This window comes from Paraburkholderia acidicola (assembly GCF_002362315.1).
Lineage (GTDB): Bacteria > Pseudomonadota > Gammaproteobacteria > Burkholderiales > Burkholderiaceae > Paraburkholderia > Paraburkholderia acidicola.
The window spans coordinates 102,955-123,935 of record NZ_MTZV01000005.1 but is presented as its reverse complement, the minus strand read 5'-3'; the positions used below and the strand labels follow the sequence as shown (position 1 = coordinate 123,935).

The window sequence follows — 20,981 nt, the reverse complement described above, 5'->3', positions numbered from 1 at the left end:
ATATGTCGACGGGCGAACGCCCGGGGGCACATAGCATAACCCGGGCTTCGCACAATGCGCTTAAGCGCACGCATGTTCAACGCAACGAACGTCGTCGGTGCCGGTGCGAACGCACTCAGGCGGCTTGTGCCGCGACCGGCCGGTCGCTCCGGTTGATGCGCAATACCAGCACCGATGCGACGAGGCACAATCCGCCCGAAATCATCGATGCGACGGTGTAGGTGCCAAGGCTCGCGCGCAGCATGCCCGCGCCGAGCGCCGCGAATGCCGCGCCGAGTTGATGGCCCGCGACGATCCAGCCGAACACGACGGGCGCGGCTTCCTTGCCGTAGACGTCGGTGGCGAGACGCACGGTCGGCGGCACGGTGGCGATCCAGTCGAGCCCGTAGAACAGCGCGAAGATCGGCAGGCCGTAGAAGTCGATGCCGAACGCGTGCGGCAAGTACATCAGCGACAGGCCGCGCAGCCCGTAGTACCAGAACAGCAGCACGCGACTGTTGAAGCGATCCGACAACCAGCCCGACAACGTCGTACCGAACAGATCGAAGATGCCCATCGCGGCGAGCAGCGATGCGCCCTGCACTTCGGTCATACCGTGGTCGCCGCACATCGCGATCAGGTGGGTGCCAATGTAGCCGTTAGTGCTCGCACCGCAGATAAAGAAACTGAAGAACAACAACCAGAAATCGCGTGTCTTGCTTGCCGACGCAAGCGTACCGAATGCGATCTGCAGAGGATTCTTCGTTTCGATGCGCGTGGCCACCGCCGCGCCAGGCGCTTCGCCGTACGGGCGCTGTGAGACGCTGTCGGGCCGCTCAGGCAGCAGGAACGCGACGAGCGGCAGGACAACCGCCGCGGCCCCCGCGACGACCCACACCACCTGACGCCAGCCGTGATGCTCCGCGATCGATGCGAGTAGCGGCAGGAACACAAGTTGTCCGGTTGCCGAACTGGCGGTCAGGATGCCCATCACGAGACCGCGATGCGTCGTGAACCAGCGGTTCACGACAGTCGCCGACAGCGACAGCGCCGCGACGCCCGTTGCGCCGCCCACCATCACGCCCCAGATCAGGATCATCTGCCACGGCGCGGTCATCAGCGATGAAAGCGCGACGCCGGCCGCCATCGTCGAGAGCGCCACCAGTACCGTCGGCCGCACGCCGAAGCGCTGCATGGCCGCGGCGGCAAACGGCCCCATCAAGCCATAGAGCGCGATGTTGACCGAGATCGCGAGTGAAATCGTCGCGCGGCTCCAGCCGAACTGATGTTCGAGCGGCAGCATCATCACGCTCGGCGTGGCGCGCGTACCCGCTGCGGCCAGCAACACCAGAAACACGACGGCCACGGTGAGCCACCCGTAATGAAAACGCCCGCCGATCCTTCTTGCTGCCCAGTTCATCGGTTCTCCAGTCGGCCTGCTTCCGCCATGGGCAGTGCGCCGCTTTCAATGAGGCCGGATTGTTACCAATCCGGTAAAGGACTTGTGACCGATCTGTCACAATGGAGTTGCGATCTTAGTGACTGGTCGGTAACATGTCAAGCCATCGATGAACCGAAGGTGGAATGCCATGACCGAGAGCACGACCGTCAAGCCCGAAGCGGGTCGCCGCAGCCGTACGCAGATGGCCGGCGCCGAGGCGCAGGAGCATCTGTTGAACGCGGCCGCCGAACTTTTTTATCGGGAAGGCGTGCGCGCCGTCGGTGTCGACGCGGTGGTCGAACTGGCGGGTGTCAACAAAATGAGCCTGTACCGGCAGTTCTCGTCGAAGGACGATCTGGTTGTCGCTTACCTCGAGCGATCGGACGAAGGGTTCTTCCGGCGCTTCGAACAGAGCCTCGCCCGTCATCCTGGCGAACCGGCAAAACAGCTCGTGCAGTACTTCGAAGATCTGTCGGGACGCGCATCGGTGGATGACTATCGCGGCTGCCCGTTCGTCAACGTATCGACGGAATTCCCGGATGCGTCGCACCCGGCGCGACTCTGCGTGCTGCGCAATAAAACGAAGCTGATGGCGCGGTTGAATGAGCTTGCAAGTGAAGCCGGGGCGGACGACCCCGCCGCGCTTGCGGATGCGCTCGGGTTGTTGATCGAAGGAATCTATGCGGCGAGCCAGACTTACGGCCCGGGTTGCGGGCCGATACGCACGGCGCCGCGTGTGGCTGCGCTGTTGATCGCTTCGGCTTGCACCGGGACGCCGGCCACATCGCAGCCGTGATGACGGACTCATCTCTCTCGCACGACGACGTGCTGGCCGCTACCCACCACTGGCTCACACGCGCGGTGATCGGTCTGAACCTGTGTCCGTTCGCCAAGGCTGTGCATGTGAAGCAGCAGATCCGCTACGCGATCAGCGAAGCCACGAGCCTCGAAGGCGTGCTGACCGATCTCGAAGCGGAGTTGCAAACACTCACCGCCGCCGATCCCGCCGCAATCGACACAACACTGCTAATCCTCCCGCACGCACTCGCCGATTTCACCGACTACAACGACTGCCTGTTTTTCGCGGATCGGCTATTGCGGCAGTTGCGCCTCGAAGGCGAACTGCAGATCGCGAGTTTTCACCCGCGGTATCAGTTCGAAGGGAGCGAAGCCGACGATATCGAGAACTACACGAACCGCGCGCCGTATCCGATCCTGCATCTGCTGCGCGAGGCGAGCATCGAGCGTGCGGTCGATGCGTTCCCCGATGCCGCCGATATCTACGAACGCAATCAGGAAACGCTCCGGCGCCTGGGTCACGCAGGCTGGCTCGACTGGATGAGCCAGCCCGCGCAGGACTAAACCGCGCCAGGCCTCACAACGAAGTTCAAGCCGGCGCGAAAAACCGCTCGCGCATCTCGGCGATACCCAGCGTATCCATCACTTCATTGAGCCGCTCCGCCGGACGGCGCCGCGGCAAGTCCTTGTACTGGGCGATGATCAGCTCGTTTTTCATCGAGTGTTCCCAGCCGACCAGTTCAGTCACGCTCACCTGATACCCGTGCGCCTCCAGTTGCAGGCAGCGCAGCACGTTGGTGATCTGGCTGCCGAATTCGCGCGTGTGCAGCGGATGGCGCCACATCTCCGCGAGCGCCTGCCCGAGCGACTTCCCCTTGTTGCGCCGTAGAACGCCCGCCACTTCGGCCTGACAGCACGGCACCACGACGATGTACTTCGCCTGCTTCTGCAGCGCGAAGCGGATGGCGTCGTCGGTGGCAGTGTCGCAGGCGTGCAGCGCGGTGACGATATCAATTGAAGGCGGCAGGCGGTCCGACACGATCGAGTCCGCCACCGACAGATTCAGAAACGACATCCCACCGAAGCCCAGCCGCGTCGCCAGCTCCTGCGATTTCACCACCAGCTCTTCGCGCGTCTCGATGCCGTAGATGTGCGAACCGTCATGCTGCTCCTTGAAGAACAGGTCGTAGAGGATGAAGCCGAGATACGACTTGCCCGCGCCGTGATCGACGAGCGTCATGTCGCCCTGCGCTGCTTTCAATTCTTTCAGCAACGGCTCGATGAACTGGAACAGGTGATAGACCTGCTTCAGCTTGCGACGGCTGTCCTGATTCATCTTGCCGTCGCGCGTCAGGATATGCAGCTCCTTCAGCAGTTCGACGGACTGGTTGGGACGGATTTCGTGCGTTTTGCTGGACATCGATTGAAACCGCCACCGATTGCATCGCGAACGTGCGACAGGTGACGGAAAAAGAGAAAAGTTGCTGCCAGTTTACCGAAAGCGCGATCGAGCGAGTTTTTTACCGGTGCAACGGGACTGAGGCGCACCAACCTGGAATACTTCCTGCTCTTGATTACGCCAGGCGCGGTGCGGGGCAAACGCCGCGCCGTCATGCTGAATGCCGGCCTGCCTGTCGAGGCCCGCAGAACAACAAGGACAGGCTGCCGGACACCGCTTTCGATCGTGCGGACCGTCAAGCGTGTGGGAGGTCGGACCCGGAACACGGGCTCGAACGTTACGTAACCTGCAGTGCGCCGCGATCTCAACCGGAAGCGCGCTCAGACGATGAAGAGGCGGCAATGGACGCGATACCCAACGGAAGCGCAGAGCAGAAGTTTCAGGAACTGCTTGCGAAGCTGACGGCGACGCCAGCATGGACGGAGAAGCAACAACTCGAACTGGAAATGGCACGCGACATTTCCAGCGAGATGCTGCGGCTCGCCGAGGCGATGCGCGATGGAAGCGTCGACCTCGAAAGCTCGTTGACGCTGCTCAAGTACGCGAAGGTGCTCGACTTCGTGATGACGACGCTCGCTTCGCGGCGCGATATCAAGCCGCAAACCTTGCGGGTGATTTTCAAGCTGGCGGGGTTGAAGGTTGATGAGGCTTATCCGGGGTAGCTGGTTCGCGGGTTGACTGCGCGCGCCAGGTGCCCGGGTGGGCGCGTGGTTGCGCTGGGCAGCGCAGTTGCGTCGTCAACCATGCGTACTACACCTTCATTTGACGCTGCGTGGCGGCTGACGCCTGCATGGCATCGCACGCTTCGCCTGCACGCCGCTCCAGGTCCTTTCGTCGCCAACGTGACGACGCCAAAATCCCCTCCCGATCATCCCTCCACTGGCCGCCTTATTGCGCGGAAACCCAGAATTCGGCATCCGCTATGATGCATAAATCTGCATCGACATCGAGAAGAGCCGCTCAACGTGAAAACGATACTCGACCTGAACGAGCAGCCGGTTGCAGACGCGCTCGCAACGTAGACCGTCACGACGTTAACGCAGCACGCTAGTCCTACCGCAACACCCCAAAGCAGTTCCGCCACCAGAGCAGAACGCACAGGACAGACCGCCCGCCTGCCTGGCATCGCAGCGGACGGCACGATCCATACAATCGATGCCGCCACTGGAGGAGACGTAGTCATGAGGAAAATGCGCTGGGTGGTGATCCTGTTCTGCTTCCTCGCGATCGCGGTGAACTACATCGATCGCGCGAATCTCGCTGTCGCGGCACCGCAGATCGAAAAGGCGCTCGGCATCGGCCCCGCCGAAATGGGCCTGATCCTGAGCGGCTTCTTCTGGACCTATGCGCTGATGCAGATGCCGTTCGGCTGGTTCATCGACCGGGTTGGCGCGCGCATCGCGCTGCCGCTCGCGGTGGGCTGGTGGTCGCTCTTCACCGCCGCGACCGCGGCGACCTCGAGCGTGATGGGGATGTTCGGCTGCCGGCTGATGCTCGGTATCGGTGAAGCGGGCGCCTACCCATCGTGTGCGAAGCTCGTCAGCCAGTGGTTCAAGCCTGCGCAGCGCGCGCTCGCCACCAGCATCTTCGATAGCGGGTCGCGGGTCGGCTCCGCGCTGTCGATTCCCGTCGTCGCGCTGATCATCGGTACGCTCGGATGGAAGGCTTCGTTTGTGATCACCGGGTTGATCGGCGCGGTGTGGATGCTCGGCTGGTTTGCGATCTATCGCAGCCCAGCGCACGGCGACATGACCGGCGAGAAAGACGTCGTGCCGCAGCCGCACGTGCGCAGTGCCGGTGATGCGACGTGGGCCTCGCTGTTCCGCCACCGCACGATGTGGGGAATGATGATCGGCTTCTTTTGCCTGAACTTCGTCATCTACTTCTTCATCACGTGGTTTCCAAGCTATCTCGTGCAGACACGCGGCTTCTCGCTGAAATCGCTCGGCACGCTCGGCATGGTCCCCGCGCTGATCTCGATTCCGGGCGGCTGGCTCGGCGGCTATATCTCCGATGCGCTCTATCGACGCGGCTGGAGTCTCACCGCCTCGCGCAAGACGTGCATGGTGGGCGGCATGCTGATGTCGTCGGTGATCACGTTGTCTGCGTTCACGTCGAACATCTACCTGATGCTCGGGTTCTTCGGCATCGCGTACGGCAGCCTTGCGTTTGCCGCTGCCAGTATCTGGTCGCTGCCCGCCGATGTCGCGCCTTCGCCGCGCCATGTTGCTTCGATCAGCGGTATCCAGAACTTTGCGTCCAACCTCGCGGGCATCGTCATCACGACGTTCACCGGTGTGATGGTCGCGATGACGAAAGGCTCGTTCACGATTCCGCTGATCGTCGCGGGTGGTTTCTGTTTTCTCGGCGCGTTCAGCTATCTGGTGATCGTCGGACGGATCGAGCCGTTGTCTGGCGACTCCGCGCGTCACGATGATCCGGAAGCCGTGCGCTCGCCGATCTGACCGGTCTGATGGAAGCACCCACTTTTGCATTCGAGGAACCCATGTCGACTCTCACCGCCGCCCACGCCGTGATCCGGCTGCATCCCAACGACGATGTCGTGATCGCCACGCGTCAGCTCGTATCCGGTACAGCGATCGAGTCCGAACGCGTTGTCGTCTCGGGATTGATTCCTCCGGGGCACAAGCTCGCGACGCGCGCGATCGCGCAAGGTGAGCCAGTGAAGCGCTACAACCAGATCATCGGCGTGGCACGTGACGCCATTGCACCCGGCCAGCACGTACACGTCCACAACCTCAGCATGGCCGAGTTCGCACGCGAGCATGCGTTCGGTATCGATTTGCATCCAACGGCGTACGTCGCGCAGCCCGCGCATTTCATGGGCATCCGCCGACCAGCCGCAGCGACGAACGGCGAGCGCATCGCCACGCGCAACTACATCGGCGTGTTGACCAGCGTGAACTGCTCGGCCACGGTCGCGCGCGCGATTGCCGATCACTTCCGGCGCGACGTGCATCCGGAGGCGCTGGCCGACTATCCGGATGTCGACGGCGTGATCGCGCTCACGCATGGCCTCGGCTGCGGAATCGACCTGCACGGCGAAGGACTCGCGATCCTGCGTCGCACACTGGCCGGTTACGCCGCGCATCCGAACTTCGCATCGGTACTGTTCGTCGGTCTCGGTTGCGAGACCAATCAGATCGGCGGTGTACTCGAAGCGGGTGGATTCGGCGACGACCCGAAGCGACTGCGCAGCTTCACGATTCAGGACAGCGGCGGTACGCGCAAAACGATCGAGCACGGCATCGCAACGGTCCGCGAAATGCTCGCCGATGCAAACCGCGTGCGCCGTGAGCCGGTGCCCGCGTCGCATCTGATGGTCGGTTTGCAATGCGGCGGCTCCGACGGTTACTCGGGTATTTCGGCCAATCCGGCGCTCGGCGCGGCAGTCGATCGGCTCGTGCGACACGGCGGTACGGCGATCCTCTCAGAGACGCCGGAAATCTATGGTGCGGAACATCTATTGACGCGCCGTGCGGTAAACCGCGAGATCGGCGAGAAGCTGCTCGCGCGCATTGCATGGTGGCAGGACTACTGCGCACGCAACGGTGCGGCGCTCGATAACAATCCGTCGGCGGGAAATAAAGTTGGCGGTCTCACGACGATTCTCGAGAAATCGCTTGGCGCGGTCGCGAAAGGCGGCACGACGAATCTCGTCGACGTCTACGAATACGCTCAACCAATCGACGCAAAAGGCTTCGTGTTCATGGATTCGCCCGGCTACGATCCGATGTCGGCGACCGGTCAGGTGGCTTCGGGTGCGAATCTGATCTGCTTCACGACCGGCCGCGGATCGGCCTACGGCTGCGCGCCATCGCCGTCGCTGAAACTCGCGACCAACACGGCATTGTGGGAGCGGCAGCAGGACGATATCGACATCAATTGCGGTGGTGTGATCGACGGCACGGCGAACATCGATGAACTCGGCGACGAGATCTTCCGGATGATGCTCGATTGCGCATCGGGTACGCGCTCGAAGAGCGAACTGCATGGTTATGGGCAAAGCGAATTCGTACCGTGGCAGGTCGGTGTGATTACCTGAAGTGGGAGCGCATACGACGGTTCGCTCGTGAGGCGTTGTTTCGCGAGGTTTGCTGTGCACCGGTATGGGTGTGACAATGGCGAACCGCGGCGAGCCCTGGCGTACGCCGCGCACGCTGCCCGCCGCCGCTTTCCTTCCCTCCCCTCGATACCGCCCATGCCCGCTCCCCACGATTCCACTTCTGTTGCCATCATCGGTGCCGGCCCAGCCGGTCTCATGGCCGCCGAGGCGCTGAGCCGCGAGCACGTGCAGGTCGACGTGTATGACGCGATGCCATCGGCGGGACGCAAATTCCTGATGGCCGGCAAGGGCGGCATGAACATCACGCACTCGGAACCGCTTGAGCGTTTTGTCGAGCGTTATGGCACGCGACGCGCACAGATCGCACCACTGCTCGACCGTTTCGGTCCCGATGCGCTGCGTGCGTGGCTCTACGATCTTGGCGTGGGGACCTTTGTCGGTAGTTCGGGCCGCGTGTTCCCCACCGATATGAAAGCCGCGCCGATGCTGCGTGCCTGGCTGCATCGGTTGAAGGAACGCGGTGTGCGCTTTCATATGCGGCACAAATGGATTGGCTGGAACGAAGACGACGCTACGAATGCAACACGTCACACGTTGCGCTTCACGACACCCGACGGCGAGCAAAACATCGCTGTCGATGCGCTCGTCCTCGCAACAGGCGGCGCAAGCTGGCCGCGTCTCGGCTCGGACGCCGCTTGGGTGCCGCTGCTCGGCGCTCGCGGCGTGCAGGTCGCACCACTGCGCTCGGCAAACAGCGGCTTCGACACCGTGTGGAGCGATTATTTTCGCGAGCGCTTCGCAGGACAGCCGCTGAAGCCCGTTGCAATCACCGTCATCGATATAGACAAAAAAGTCCAGAATCGAAAAGGTGAGATAGTTATTACCGCGACGGGGATCGAGGGGAGCCTCGTGTATGCGCTGTCGTCGGTGATCCGCGAACGGATAGATACCGACGGCGAGGTAACGCTGCATCTCGATCTCGTGCCGGACCTGTCCATCGAACGCGTCGCCGAAGAAGTCATGCGGCCACGCGGCTCACGTTCGCTATCGAGTCATCTGCACAGCCGCATCGGCATCGCGGGCGTGAAGTTCGCGCTGCTGCACGAATGTCTATCGAAAGAAGCGCTTGGCGATGCAGCGCTGATCGCTCGCACATTGAAGGCGCTGCCGTTACGCTTGCTGCGCGCACGCCCGATCGAAGAAGCGATCAGCAGCGCCGGCGGCATTCCGTTCGAAGCACTCGATGCAAATCTGATGATCGAGCAGTTACCGGGCGTGTTCTGCGCGGGCGAAATGCTCGACTGGGAAGCGCCGACGGGCGGTTATCTGTTGACCGCGTGCTTCGCGAGCGGCCTGGTCGCGGGTGAAGGCGTGCACGCGTATCTGGACCGCCTGGCGCGACGCTAGCGCGCTTTCAGGCGCCACAGCGACGTCACTTCCGCGAGACGCGCGACATGCAGCGGGTCCGAGGGATCGGAAGATTTCGGATGCCGCGGCCGGATGTCCTCGCGTCCAGCCACTTCAAGACCGGCCGCCTTGATCGCGTCGAGCAACATCGCGCGCGTACGCAAACCGAGGTGTTCGGCAAAGTCCGACAGGATCAACCAGCCCTCGCCGCCGGGCTTCAGATGCGCGGCAAGTCCGCTGAGAAAGCCGATCAGCATACGGCTATCGGGATCGAAAACCGCATGCTCGATCGGCGACGACGGCCGTGCCGGCACCCACGGCGGATTGCAGATGATCAGCGGCGCAAGTCCTTCGGGGAACAGATCGGCCTCCACGACCCGCACCTGCCGGTCATAACCGAGCCGCGTCATGTTCTCCTGCGCGCACGCTAGCGCACGCGGGTCCTGATCCGTGGCAACGATTTTCTTCACACCGCGCTTCGCCAGCAACGCAGCGAGCACACCGGTGCCGGTGCCGATATCGAAAGCCTTTTCCAGTGACGGCAACACCATCCGCGCAACCAGATCGACATACTCGCCACGCACCGGCGAAAACACGCCGTAGTACGGATGAATCCGCTCGCCGAGCGCCGGAATCTCGACACCCTTCTTGCGCCATTCGTGTGCGCCGATCAGGCCGAGCAGTTCACGCAGCGAAACAACCGACGCTTCGCCGTCCGCCGCACCCCACGCTTCGATGCAAGCCTGCGCAACTTCCGGTGCGCGGCGCAGCGGGATCGTGTAGTCGCCGGTTAGTGGAATCAGCACCATGCCAAGCGTGCGGGCGCGCTGTGCCTGCGCCTGGCGATGCAGATTGAACGCATCTTTTGCGGTCGCCGCCTGCTTGGGCGGCTTACGTTCGACGCGGCGCGTGATGGCCTGTAGCAACTGCCGCGCGTTCTGGTAATCGCCGTTCCACAGTAGCGCGGTGCCTTCGCTGGCGAGGCGAAATGCAGTGTCGGCGGTCGTGCGGTCGTCGGCGAGCACGACGCGCTTAGGCGGCGGGACCGCGGCTTCCGAACGCCAGCGAGCGGTTTCGGGACCGTCTGCAGCAGGCCAGGTGAGAATCGGATGGGGGGTGGTCATCGGTGGGAGGGATGTATAGGGCAGGCGATGACTGGATGTGGCAGGTCGGTTTGCCGTGCCTTCCGTTCTAGTCACCGATGAGCATCGCCGGGATGCCGCGGCGCGATGTCGAGCCCGACAGGACAAGCAGGATCGTTCGTGTTGCTGGGCGGAGCCTTGCGCGCCGTCAACGGGCGTCAGGTTCGAATTGTAGTACGGCGCGGTCCAGCCGATGCTTTCCCCGCATTCTCTGCGCTGCGAGCGCATGCGCAAGCGTGACGGTAAACGAGCCACGCCGGCTCGCGCCGGCGTTCAAGCGGTGTCCGTCGTAGTCCGACGAACACCGCCTGCTTATGCCTTTACTGCTGGTTCGAACGCCAGGCGGATTTCGCTGACGTTCGTCTTGAAGCGCCCGGTCATCACAACCAAAAACAATGCGCTAGCAAAGGTTGCGCGCCGGGCTACGACTTACCACCACCAGCTACCGAACAAGCCGGACAGCAGACCGAACAGATCCGGCGAACCGCCCTGCGCGTTGCTGCTACCGCCATTGCCCGTGCTCCCGCTCTTGCCACCGCCGGCAGCCACCGGTGTCGAACCATAAGCTGCATTCAGTTGCGAGATGTCGAAGCTGCCCCAGCCCGTGACATAGTCGTAGCCCTGCGTCGCGCTGTAGCCGTAGGTCACACCGCTCTTCGTGATGCCGTTATTGCCCGACGTGACCGGGTGAAAAAGACCGGGCTTCGTGGTCGCATTGCTATAGATGCTCGCCGCGGGAAACGCCAGCGTGTTGTTGTTCGCCGACTGCACGCGCGCCCAGATGCCCGCGAAGATCGGCGCCGCAAGACTCGTCCCGCCGACCTGGTTCGGATCGTTCGGCCCGGCGCCAGGTAGCGTGCCGCTGGTCTGCCCTTGAATGACGAGAATCGCGCCACTGCGACCGTCCGCATCGAAACCAATATCCGGCACCGTGCGCAACTTGCTGCCTGTGACCGACGATTGCCATGTCGGTGCGGCTTCGTACTTGCTGATGCCGCCGCCGGTTGCCCAGAGTCTGCCTTTGGAATCGAGGCCTTCGTTCCACACGTTTTCGTGATCGTACTTGCCGCCCACGGTGTAGAGCCCCGTGCCGCCAACCGAAATCACGTACGGCGAAGTGGCCGGTTCGCTAACGGTGTAGGTGCGCAGATTCGAAGGCGGGGTGCCGTTCTGGCATTCATACACGCCATGATCGCCAGCCGACACCGAGAAGACCTGTCCCTGTGCCATGGCGACCTTGAAGATGGCGTCGTCGGCGGCCTGCGAACCTTCTGACTTCGCACTCGCTTCGCACACGCCGAGCGACACGTTGATCACCTTCGCGACGTTGTCGGTCACGGCCTGGTTGTAGGCGGCGGTGATGTCGCCGAGCGACATCGACGGCGCGGCGTAGAACACCAGTTTGTTCACGGCACCGCCTGCAGCGCCGACGATCGACTGGCTGTCGAGGTTCCACTCGACCGTGCCGTCCGTATCGCTATAGTCGCTGCCGTCCGGTCCGGTTTGCACGACCTGGGTCGCCACATTACCAAGCCCGTTGTTCGTCGTGAACGTCTGCAGATCGGACAGCGTCTGCGTCAGATCGCCTTCCGAAATGATCCCGACCGTCGTGGCCGACGCGGTCGGTGTCGAACCGGCGGCGTAGATATTCGAGAACTCGACGGGATTGTGGCCGGTCAGCACCGGTGTCGCGGCAAGGCTGCGCTTGACCTGGGTACTCGCGCTCGGCTCAGGGCGATAGATACGATAGTTGGTATGCGCCGTCGCTGCGTTCTGCAGTCCCAGCACCGAATCGACGATATCGCCGAGCGCTGCCGGCACCTGCGCGTCGCTCGTGTTCGCGTAAACCTGGTGGCCGTCTTGCGTGAAACGCTTGAGGCTCGTGTTGAACGCCGACTTCACCAGCGCAGCGTTGCCGTCTGCCGTAACCAGCAAGCGGTTCTTCGCAGCGCGGACGTTCTTGAAGCCGGCACGCGTCAGATACTCCACCACCGTCTGCACCTGGGCCTCGGTCGGCGCGTACGTCGCGAGGATCTGCTCCGGCGTCAGGTACTGACGATAGTTCGGGCTGCCCGGCTGGTTGACCTGGTTGATGAACGCGTCGAGACCCTTCTGGTCGCGCATCTTCAGCGATACCACGACGTGAATCGGCGTAGTCGCAGCAAGTTCGCTAGCGGCGCTGACGGCGAAGTTGGTCGACGCTTGCGCGCCTGACGCTGCAGATGGCGCGGCAAACGCGTGGGTGTTGGTCGATACCCAGTCAGTGGAATTGCTTTGCGCATGCGCGGGCAACACCATCAAACCCGTTGAAGACAAACCGATCAACGACAGAACTGACAGACGACACGTCGCGGAAAGAATCGGTGCGACGAAAGACGGTGCTTGTTTAGGCATCATGCCTCCTCGTGAGATCAAACGGCCACCTGCAGGCCAGCACGGGTAGTGCTGGGATAACAACGCGATGAGCAGATCCGGGAATGCGATGCTCATTCGCGTCTATTCGGGTATTCGTAATTTTTTCGTGATCGAATAGTAGGCTAGCCAATTACATTTGCAAGAAAGCAATTCTAAATTTTCCTCAGAATCTTCAATCCTTTCTTATCGAATTACGGCATATCTTTTGGCGAAAATTCGATAATATTTATGAATTAAATTGTCATATCGACGGAGAGACAAGGGACTGTCAATGCTCGGTGGATGGCCGATCTGAGAGGCATTGCGTGCGATGACGATTTCGATGCCGCGACCTATGCGGGAGGGATAGAGACGATCGAGGAGATAGCAGAATGAATATGTGCCAAAGGGCGGCTTAAATGTGCCAAAGATTGGTCTTGATCGAATTCGATGTGCTAAAAACTATTGTGCCAAATTCGATATTTCTGGTTATTTTTTTATCGAAATCATTGTGCCAAAGTGATCATTCCGGATTCAATGTGACAAACAACAATTGTATTGAATTCGATATGCGATTCTCGAGGCACTCTATTGCCGCGCGTTAGCGGAAGCGGTACGCGCCGTCCCGTCGCACGCGCTCGATGTATCAGCCACCACCGCCAGAACCGTGAGCAGCCCGACGAGAGCAAAGGCAATCACGCACAACGTGCGAATCACGATCGTGGTACGACACATGAGCAAACTCCTTCGATCATTTCCGCTCGTGCGGGTCCTGCTGACGCACGTCCGTATCGTCAGTTCGTGTTGATTTTCAGGGGATGCAAAGATATCAGGTCGTCCAAGATGCGACTGACAACTATTGTCAAACTCGCGTCGCTACGATTTCACAGCATGGCCAGCACGGCGTCGATCACCACGTCCGGATCGTCGCGCTGCACGAAGTGCTGGCTCGCCGGTGTCATGATCTGGCGCGCCTGCGTCGATAGCTGTAGCAGTTCGCGCTGCAGATCTTCCCAACGCGCTTGCAGCGCATCTCGCGTCGCGGTGGGGAAAAATCGTGAATTCGCGTAGGAGCCGGCGGTGATCACCGTCACTGGCAGATCGCCAAGCGGCGCGATCTCGCGATACAGGTCGAGACTGGTGGGCAGATCGATGCGCTCCGGCGTTGCGTTGGGCAGGCGCCATTCGCCTGCCCAGAATGTCCGCATGCGTGTTTGTTCGGGTGTGTCTGATTCGCCCGGCGGAGGGAATGCGTTGCCGAACACGGAGAACTGGCGCGTATGCATGGATTCGACCAGCACGACCCCGTGCATTTCGTCGCGATAGCGCTGAGCGAAGCCACGTGCCAGCAGTCCACCAAACGAATGACCGACTATGAGGTAAGGCGGCGGCATCGCAGTCGCCTGCAGCAGCGCGTGCAGTTCGTCGATCAGATGACCGGCGTGACGTACCGTCAGCGGGCGATCGCTTGCTCCGCGTCCCAGCCGGTCGTAACGGAACACGGTGCAGTGCGCCGCAAGCGCGACCTGGATCGGTTGCCATTCGGCGCTCTCCGCGCCTAGGCCGGTTTCGAGCACGACGGTCGGGGGCCCACCGTGCCCCGATACGGTATAGGCGATACGACCGGACGCCAGCGCGGCGAATTCCGGTTGGGGATCATCTTGGGTTGGGACGATGCGGGACACGGCGTGGATACCGACGTCACGAGTTTCGGTACCAGCGAATATACCTGCAATTTTTGCTGTGGCTTACCGCCAGGCTTCGAATCCGCACAAACAAAAAACCCCGGAAATTCACTGAATTTTCGGGGTTTTTTGCCGCCATCGAACTTCGATGGCGTTGAATTTGGTGCCGGCTGCAGGACTCGAACCCGCCACCTCATGATTACAAGTCAAGCGCTCTACCTGATGAGCTAAGCCGGCATGAGGCCGTGATTTTACTTCATTTCACGACCTTGAGGTGACCTCTTCCACCACCCTTTGATCCGTCGTCATCGGGACGATGCGTTTCATCGTCGGCAGCAGCAGCGGGGGCTGGTGCAGGCGCATCGGGCGGCGCATCCGCTACCCTCAGCCCACCCTCGCCCGTCGTTGCGGCATCGTCTGTCGGCAACGCTTCGTCAGCGCCCGAATCGGTTGCTTCGCCCCCCGCCGAATCGACGGGGAACGCCATGCCTTGCCCATTTTCCCGCGCGTAAATAGCCAGCACGTTAGCGACCGGTACTTCGATCTTGTGCGACTTGCCGGAAAAGCGTGCGCTGAACTCGATCCATTCGTTGCCCATCTGCAGCTGGCTCGTCGCCTCGAAGCTGATGTTCAGTACGATCTCGTTGTCGCGCACAAACTGTCGCGGCACACGCGTCTGGTTATCGACGCGCACCGCGATGTGCGGTGTGTAGCCGTTATCCGTGCACCACTCGTACAGCGCGCGAAGCAGATAAGGCTTGGTGGAAATCTCTTGCATCAACGGTCCTCTTCCTTGCCCCAGGCTTGCCGGGCCGCGGCATGACGCCCACTGGCGCCATGCCGGCGGTCCGCAAAGCCGGCTCTCAGCGGCGCATCACCTTTTCCGAAGGCGTCAGCGCTTCGATATACGCCGGACGGCTGAAAATACGCTCGGCGTACTTCATTAGCGGCGCTGCGTTCTTCGACAGCTCGATACCGTAGTGATCGAGACGCCACAGCAGCGGTGCGATCGCAACGTCGAGCATCGAGAACTCTTCGCCGAGCATGTACTTGTTCTTCAGGAAGATCGGTGCGAGCTGCGTCAGACGATCACGAATGGCAATGCGTGCCTTCTCGTGATTCTTCTCGGCCGCCTTGCCCTTTTCGTTTTCGAGCGTGCCGACATGCACGAACAGTTCCTTTTCGAAGTTCAGCAGGAACAGGCGGGCGCGGGCGCGCTGCACCGGGTCGGCAGGCATCAGCTGCGGATGCGGGAAGCGTTCGTCGATGTACTCGTTGATGATGTTCGATTCGTACAGAATCAGATCCCGTTCAACGAGAATCGGCACCTGACCATACGGATTCATCACCGCGATGTCTTCCGGTTTATTGAACAGGTCGACGTCGCGAATCTCGAAGTCCATGCCCTTTTCGAACAACACCAGCCGGCAACGCTGGGAGAACGGGCAAGTTGTGCCGGAATACAGAACCATCATATTTACATTTCCTCAAAAAACTGAAGGGCCAGCGCGCGGAAAAACCGTCCTGCAGGTTTTTCCTGGCGCCGGCCCCACGCCTGTCAGGGCGTGACTATTTGATATCTTTCCAGTACGCGGCGTTCAATCGCCACGCCAAAAAGCTCAGGACGCCGAGGAACAGGAGCACCCAGACGCCAAGCTGCTTGCGGGTTTTCTGCGTGGGTTCGGACATCCACGACATATAAGCCACGAGGTCGGCCACAGACGCATCATAATCTACCGCCGATAACGTCCCCGGCGTGACCTGTTTGAAGCCCGTGAACTTGTGGATCTTCTCGCCATTCTCCGAGTCGACCACATCCTCGAACGTCGCGGTGCGCTGCCCCTGCAGCTGCCACAACACGTGAGGCATGCTCACGTTGGCATACACCATGTTGTTCCAGCCGGTCGGCCGCGTGTCGTCGCGATAGAAACTGCGCAGATACGTGTACAGCCAGTCGCGATTGCGTGCCCGCGCTTCCACCGATAAATCCGGCGGCGCAGTCCCGAACCACTCCTTCGCGTCGTCGGGCCGCATGGCCACGGTCATCGTGTTGCCGACCTTATCGGTCGTGAACAACAGGTTGGCCTCGATTTCCTTCTGCGATATGCCGAGATCCGTCAACCGGCTGTAGCGCATCAGGCTCGCACTATGACAACTCAGGCAGTAATTTACAAATATTTGCGAGCCATGCTGCAAAGAGACGAGATTTTCGGTGTTATCGGGCGCGCGGTCGAGCGGAAAATTTTCATCCGCGTGAGCCGGCGCGCCCAGCATCGCCAGCGCGACGGTCAGCGTTGCCACGCCGGTCCGCGCGAGCGTCGAAAGTACTTTTTTCATCTTCGTGTTCTCCTCGCTCGCATTAATGGGGCTTGAACTGCACGCGCTCAGGTGGCTGCTTGAACTTGCCAAGCCGCGTCCAGAAAGGCATGCCGAGGAAAAACGCGAAGTAGATGATGGCGCAGATCTGCGCAATCAACGTCGCGGCGGGCGATACAGGGCGCGTTCCGAGGAATCCCAGCGTCAGGAAAATCAGCACGAAGATGCCGTAGAACACCTTGTGGAACAGCGGCCGGTAGCGGATCGACTTCACCGGCGAGCGGTCCAGCCATGGCAGGAAGAACAGCGACACCACCGCGCCGCCCATCACCACCACACCCCAGAACTTCGACTGCGTGAAGTACATGGCCAGAATGACCAGCACGGCCAGCACCGGCAGACCCAGGCGCCACTTGCCGCGCCCCCGCACCAGCGCGAGCACGCCAAGCAGCGCGATCACGATCATCAGCACGATCTTGAATGGATCGGTGGTGGCGCGCAGCATCGCGTAGAACGCCGTGAAGTACCAGACCGGGGCGATTTCCGGCGGCGTCTGCAGCGGGTTGGCCGGGATGAAGTTGTTCGCTTCGAGGAAGTACCCGCCCATTTCCGGTGCCAGGAAAATAATCGCCGCGAAGATCATCAGGAATACACAGACCCCGAGGAAATCGTGCACCGAGTAGTACGGGTGGAACGGGATTCCGTCGAGCGGAATGCCCTTCGCGTCCTTCTTCGCCTTGATCTCGATGCCGTCCGGGTTGTTCGAGCCGACTTCATGTAGCGCCACCAGGTGCGCCACCACCAGCCCGATCAGCACCAGCGGGATCGCGATCACGTGGAACGCGAAGAAGCGGTTCAGCGTGACGTCGGACACGACGTAGTCGCCGCGAATCCACAGCGACAGGTCCGGCCCGATGAACGGAATCGCCGAGAACAGGTTCACGATCACCTGCGCGCCCCAGAACGACATCTGTCCCCAGGGCAGCAGGTAGCCGAAGAACGCCTCGGCCATCAGGCACAGGAAGATCGCGCAACCGAAGACCCACACCAGTTCGCGCGGTTTGCGGTACGAGCCGTACAGCAGGCCGCGGAACATATGCAGATACACGACGACGAAGAACATCGATGCGCCGGTGGAGTGCATATAGCGGATCAGCCAGCCCCACGGCACATCCCGCATGATGTACTCGACCGAAGCGAACGCGAGCGTCGCATCGGGCTTGTAGTTCATCGTGAGAAAGATGCCGGTGACGATCTGGTTGACCAGCACCAGCAGCGCCAGCGAGCCGAAGAAGTACCAGAAATTGAAGTTCTTCGGCGCGTAGTACTCGGAAACGTGCTTCTTCCAGGTCGACGTCAGCGGAAACCGGCGATCGATCCATCCAAGCAGCCCGGTCGTCTCTACCTCGTGTTCGGTCGCCATTACGCTTCTCCTTTCTCGTCCCTGCCGATCACAACCGAATGATCGGACGTGAACATATAGGGCGGGATATCGAGGTTCTGCGGCGCAGGTTTGTTCTTGAAGACACGACCGTCGAGATCATAGGTCGAGCCGTGGCACGGGCACAGGAAGCCGCCTGGCCAGTCGTCGGGAAGATTGGCCTGCGGGCCCTCCTGGAAGCGCTGCGTCGGCGTACAGCCCAGATGCGTGCACACCGCAACGACGACAAGAATGTTCTTGTGTTCGGCCCGTGAGCGGAATTCGTTGTTGCAGTACTCCGGCAGGGGCATCGAAAACGGATGATCTGTATGGGGATCGGCTAGTTCTTTATCGGCTTTCTGGACATCGGCGAGCATTTCGTCGGTGCGATTCAGGATCCAGACGGGCTTGCCGCGCCATGCGACGGTGAGCATGTCGCCAGGCTTCAGGTTGCTGATATCGACTTCGACCGGTGCTCCGGCTGCTTTTGCTTTTTCAGATGGTGCAAACGAACTAACAAAGGGTACGACAGTGGCAACGCCTCCAATACCACCTGCTACGGTCGTCGCAATCAGCCAGGTACGACGGCTGTTGTCGACGCGCTCATCTTCCTTGTCTCGCATCACAAGCCCCACTTCTGAGTTGGATTTTTCCTTCACGTCTCTTCTACCGCCGCTAGTTTGCTCGAATGGAGTCAGCATTTACAAGGGCCGATTGCCAAAAACCGTGCGAAGTCGTTGATGCGTCAGGGTTTCCACCGACACATAACAAACTTTTTGTCGTCTCCTTTTAAGTGTTCCCTTCGTTTTTCGAACCTTTTCGGTCGGTAATCAAACCGGATTATCGATATCGATAAATAGATGCTCGACGTCGAAAGTCTCGGAAATATGCGTACCGAGTGATTGAACACCGTAACGCTCGGTGGCGTGATGGCCGGCCGCGATAAACGCGACGCCGCTTTCCGCTGCCGTGTGCGCGACCGGTTCGGACACTTCGCCGGTCAGGTAGACATCGGCGCCGGCGTCGATCGCCGCGTCGAAGTAACCCTGGGCGGCGCCGGTGCACCAACCGATGCGCCGCAGTTCGCGGTCGGGGTCGCCGAATACGAGCGGCGTGCGGCCGAGCGTCTGCTCGACCTCCGCGGTGAAGTGGGCAAGCGAGAGCGGCATTGGCAGCGTGCTCAGCCAGCCAAGCTGGTTGTCGCCGAAGCGGATGTCGTCGGCAATCAGGCCGAGCCGGGCGCCCAACTGCGCGTTGTTGCCATACAGCGGATGGTCGTCGAGCGGCAGGTGGTATGCAAACAGGTTGAGATCGTTGGCAAGCAGCAGCTTCAGGCGCCGGTATTTGCGTCCGGTGATCGGCGCCGCCTCGTTGCGCCAGAAATAGCCGTGGTGGACCAGCACGGCGTCCGCGCCCCATTCGAGCGCCGCTTCGAGAAACGCCAGCGAAGCCGTGACACCCGTCGCGAGCTTCTTGACCCGCCGGCGCCCTTCCACCTGCAGCCCATTGGGGCAATAGTCCTTGAACCGCGCCGTTTCCAGAACGTTGTTCAAGTACAATTCGAGTTCGATCCGATCCATATAAACCTCTAATTTCAGATGCTTAGACGCTTCTGGCTGTTCTTCGCCCAAGCGGTGACCGTGCTTCTGGCGCTGATGTTCATCGTTGCGACCCTTAAGCCGCAATGGCTGCAGCGACAAGGCCAGTTCGGCAAGCAGCTCGCCGAACCGATCGTCGCACTGCGGGAAGTGGCGCCAGGCATCGGCGGCGGTCCTGCGCAGGCGTCGTATGCAGACGCGGCGCATAAGGCCATGCCCGCGGTCGTCAACGTGTTTTCCAGCAAGGACGGATCGCTGCCGCCCGACCCACGGGCGAAAGATCCGCTGTTTCGCTACTTCTTCGGCGACAAGAACAATAACCGCAAGCAACAGGATCAGCCGGCGGCGAACCTGGGCTCGGGTGTCATCGTGAGTTCGGAAGGTTACATTCTAACGAACCAGCACGTCGTGGACGGCGCAGACCAGATTGAAATCGCGCTGTCGGACGGCCGCACGACCAACGCGAAAGTGATCGGCGTCGATCCGGAAACCGATCTGGCCGTGCTGAAGATCAACATGACCAATCTGCCCGCCATCACGCTTGGGCGGATGGATCAGACCCGCGTGGGCGACGTCGTGCTGGCGATCGGCAATCCATTCGGCGTCGGGCAGACCGTGACGATGGGTATCGTCAGCGCGCTCGGCCGCAATCACCTAGGCATCAATACGTTCGAGAACTTCATCCAGACCGATGCAGCGATCAACCCGGGTAACTCGGGCGGCGCGCTGGTCGATGTGAACGGCAATCTGCTCGGCATCAACACCGCCATCTATTCACGCTCGGGCGGCTCGCTTGGGATCGGCTTCGCGATTCCCGTGTCGACGGCGCGCACGGTGCTGGAGAGCATCATCACGACGGGCTCGGTCACGCGCGGCTGGATCGGCGTCGAGCCGCAGGATGTGACGCCGGAGATCGCCGAATCGTTTGGGCTCGAGCAGAAGTCGGGGGCGATCGTCGCGGGCGTGCTGAAGGGCGGCCCGGCCGACAAGGCGGGCATCAAGCCTGGCGACATCCTGATGAGCGTGAACGGCCAGGACATCACCGACACGACGAGTCTGCTGAACGTGATCGCCCAGATCAAGCCGGGCGCCGACGCGAAGGTTCATGTGGTGCGCAAGAATCGCGAGCAGGACCTGAACGTAACGATCGGCAAGCGTCCGCCACCGCCGAAACAGGCCACCGACGACAACAGCAACGATAACAACGACGACGACGGCGGTTGATCCAGCGACACGAAACCCGTAACGCATCCAA

The 20,981-nt window shown here is 61.2% G+C and carries 19 protein-coding genes and 1 tRNA gene; 7 read left to right on the top strand and 13 right to left on the bottom strand.

Translation table 11 applies throughout. From position 1 onward, the window contains the following. Positions 1-115 precede the first annotated feature (115 nt). Positions 116-1,399, bottom strand: a complete 1,284-nt coding sequence (locus tag BWP39_RS18825) for an MFS transporter (protein ID WP_096722901.1) — start codon at positions 1,397-1,399, stop codon at positions 116-118. Between the two features lie 169 nt (positions 1,400-1,568). On the opposite strand from BWP39_RS18825, the gene BWP39_RS18820 reads away from it, so the two are divergent. After that, the gene (locus BWP39_RS18820; protein WP_096722899.1) at positions 1,569-2,216 is read left to right on the top strand and encodes a TetR/AcrR family transcriptional regulator; all 648 of its coding nucleotides are present in this window, start codon (positions 1,569-1,571) and stop codon (positions 2,214-2,216) included. Next, a complete protein-coding gene (locus BWP39_RS18815; RefSeq protein ID WP_207556954.1) occupies positions 2,216-2,782 on the top strand; it encodes a DUF1415 domain-containing protein in 567 nt (188 codons plus the stop codon). The genes BWP39_RS18820 and BWP39_RS18815 overlap by 1 nt, the downstream gene beginning before the upstream one ends. 25 nt (positions 2,783-2,807) lie before the next feature. On the opposite strand, the gene BWP39_RS18810 is transcribed toward BWP39_RS18815, so the two are convergent. Further along, positions 2,808-3,638 carry a class I SAM-dependent methyltransferase gene (locus BWP39_RS18810; RefSeq protein WP_096722897.1) on the bottom strand — a complete coding sequence of 277 codons (831 nt, stop codon included), beginning with the start codon at positions 3,636-3,638 and terminating at the stop codon, positions 2,808-2,810. Positions 3,639-4,018: 380 nt separating this feature from the next. Here BWP39_RS18810 and BWP39_RS18805 point away from each other — a divergent pair, with 380 nt between their 5' ends. The 4 genes from BWP39_RS18805 to BWP39_RS18790 all read left to right on the top strand — a co-directional run bounded on the left by BWP39_RS18805 (position 4,019) and on the right by BWP39_RS18790 (position 9,171). Continuing rightward, positions 4,019-4,339 (top strand): type II toxin-antitoxin system HicA family toxin, encoded by a 321-nt coding sequence (locus BWP39_RS18805; protein WP_096722895.1) that lies wholly within the window; start codon positions 4,019-4,021, stop codon positions 4,337-4,339. A gap of 519 nt (positions 4,340-4,858) precedes the next feature. Continuing rightward, positions 4,859-6,142: an MFS transporter gene (locus BWP39_RS18800; RefSeq protein WP_096722893.1), complete on the top strand. Its 1,284-nt coding sequence runs from the start codon at positions 4,859-4,861 to the stop codon at positions 6,140-6,142. Positions 6,143-6,183: 41 nt separating this feature from the next. Beyond that, positions 6,184-7,743 carry a UxaA family hydrolase gene (locus BWP39_RS18795; RefSeq protein WP_096722891.1) on the top strand — a complete coding sequence of 520 codons (1,560 nt, stop codon included), beginning with the start codon at positions 6,184-6,186 and terminating at the stop codon, positions 7,741-7,743. 156 nt (positions 7,744-7,899) lie between these two features. Beyond that, entirely contained in the window at positions 7,900-9,171 is a 1,272-nt protein-coding gene (locus BWP39_RS18790) for a TIGR03862 family flavoprotein (RefSeq protein ID WP_096722889.1), read from the top strand. Here BWP39_RS18790 and BWP39_RS18785 read toward each other — a convergent pair. The 11 genes from BWP39_RS18785 to BWP39_RS18740 all read right to left on the bottom strand — a co-directional run bounded on the left by BWP39_RS18785 (position 9,168) and on the right by BWP39_RS18740 (position 19,708). Further along, positions 9,168-10,295 carry a methyltransferase gene (locus BWP39_RS18785; protein WP_096722887.1) on the bottom strand — a complete coding sequence of 376 codons (1,128 nt, stop codon included), beginning with the start codon at positions 10,293-10,295 and terminating at the stop codon, positions 9,168-9,170. The genes BWP39_RS18790 and BWP39_RS18785 overlap by 4 nt on opposite strands. A 447-nt stretch (positions 10,296-10,742) precedes the next feature. Then, complete coding sequence (locus tag BWP39_RS18780; RefSeq protein WP_207556953.1) at positions 10,743-12,710, bottom strand: S53 family peptidase; 1,968 nt, start codon at positions 12,708-12,710, stop codon at positions 10,743-10,745. A 585-nt stretch (positions 12,711-13,295) separates the two neighbouring features. Continuing rightward, the gene (locus tag BWP39_RS31770) at positions 13,296-13,442 is read right to left on the bottom strand and encodes a hypothetical protein (protein ID WP_157915157.1); all 147 of its coding nucleotides are present in this window, start codon (positions 13,440-13,442) and stop codon (positions 13,296-13,298) included. A 149-nt stretch (positions 13,443-13,591) separates the two neighbouring features. Next, a complete protein-coding gene (locus tag BWP39_RS18775) occupies positions 13,592-14,392 on the bottom strand; it encodes an alpha/beta fold hydrolase (RefSeq protein WP_157915156.1) in 801 nt (266 codons plus the stop codon). A 161-nt stretch (positions 14,393-14,553) separates the two neighbouring features. Continuing rightward, positions 14,554-14,629 (bottom strand) — tRNA-Thr (locus tag BWP39_RS18770). A gap of 19 nt (positions 14,630-14,648) precedes the next feature. After that, the gene (locus BWP39_RS18765) at positions 14,649-15,170 is read right to left on the bottom strand and encodes a ClpXP protease specificity-enhancing factor (protein ID WP_096722883.1); all 522 of its coding nucleotides are present in this window, start codon (positions 15,168-15,170) and stop codon (positions 14,649-14,651) included. Between the two features lie 85 nt (positions 15,171-15,255). After that, complete coding sequence (locus tag BWP39_RS18760; RefSeq protein ID WP_090537322.1) at positions 15,256-15,867, bottom strand: glutathione S-transferase N-terminal domain-containing protein; 612 nt, start codon at positions 15,865-15,867, stop codon at positions 15,256-15,258. A 94-nt stretch (positions 15,868-15,961) separates the two neighbouring features. Next, entirely contained in the window at positions 15,962-16,729 is a 768-nt protein-coding gene (locus BWP39_RS18755) for a cytochrome c1 (protein ID WP_096722881.1), read from the bottom strand. Between the two features lie 22 nt (positions 16,730-16,751). Beyond that, positions 16,752-18,131, bottom strand: a complete 1,380-nt coding sequence (locus BWP39_RS18750; protein ID WP_091019772.1) for a cytochrome b — start codon at positions 18,129-18,131, stop codon at positions 16,752-16,754. After that, on the bottom strand, positions 18,131-18,751 hold the full coding sequence (gene petA, locus BWP39_RS18745) for a ubiquinol-cytochrome c reductase iron-sulfur subunit (RefSeq protein ID WP_096722879.1): 621 nt from the start codon (positions 18,749-18,751) through the stop codon (positions 18,131-18,133). Before petA ends, BWP39_RS18750 begins: the two co-directional genes overlap by 1 nt. Positions 18,752-18,958: 207 nt before the next feature. Then, complete coding sequence (locus BWP39_RS18740; RefSeq protein WP_096722877.1) at positions 18,959-19,708, bottom strand: Nif3-like dinuclear metal center hexameric protein; 750 nt, start codon at positions 19,706-19,708, stop codon at positions 18,959-18,961. An 18-nt stretch (positions 19,709-19,726) separates the two neighbouring features. Between BWP39_RS18740 and BWP39_RS18735 the strand changes: the two genes are divergently transcribed. Beyond that, positions 19,727-20,950, top strand: coding sequence for a Do family serine endopeptidase (locus tag BWP39_RS18735; RefSeq protein WP_096722875.1), 1,224 nt, complete (start codon positions 19,727-19,729; stop codon positions 20,948-20,950). Positions 20,951-20,981: the final 31 nt, after the last annotated feature.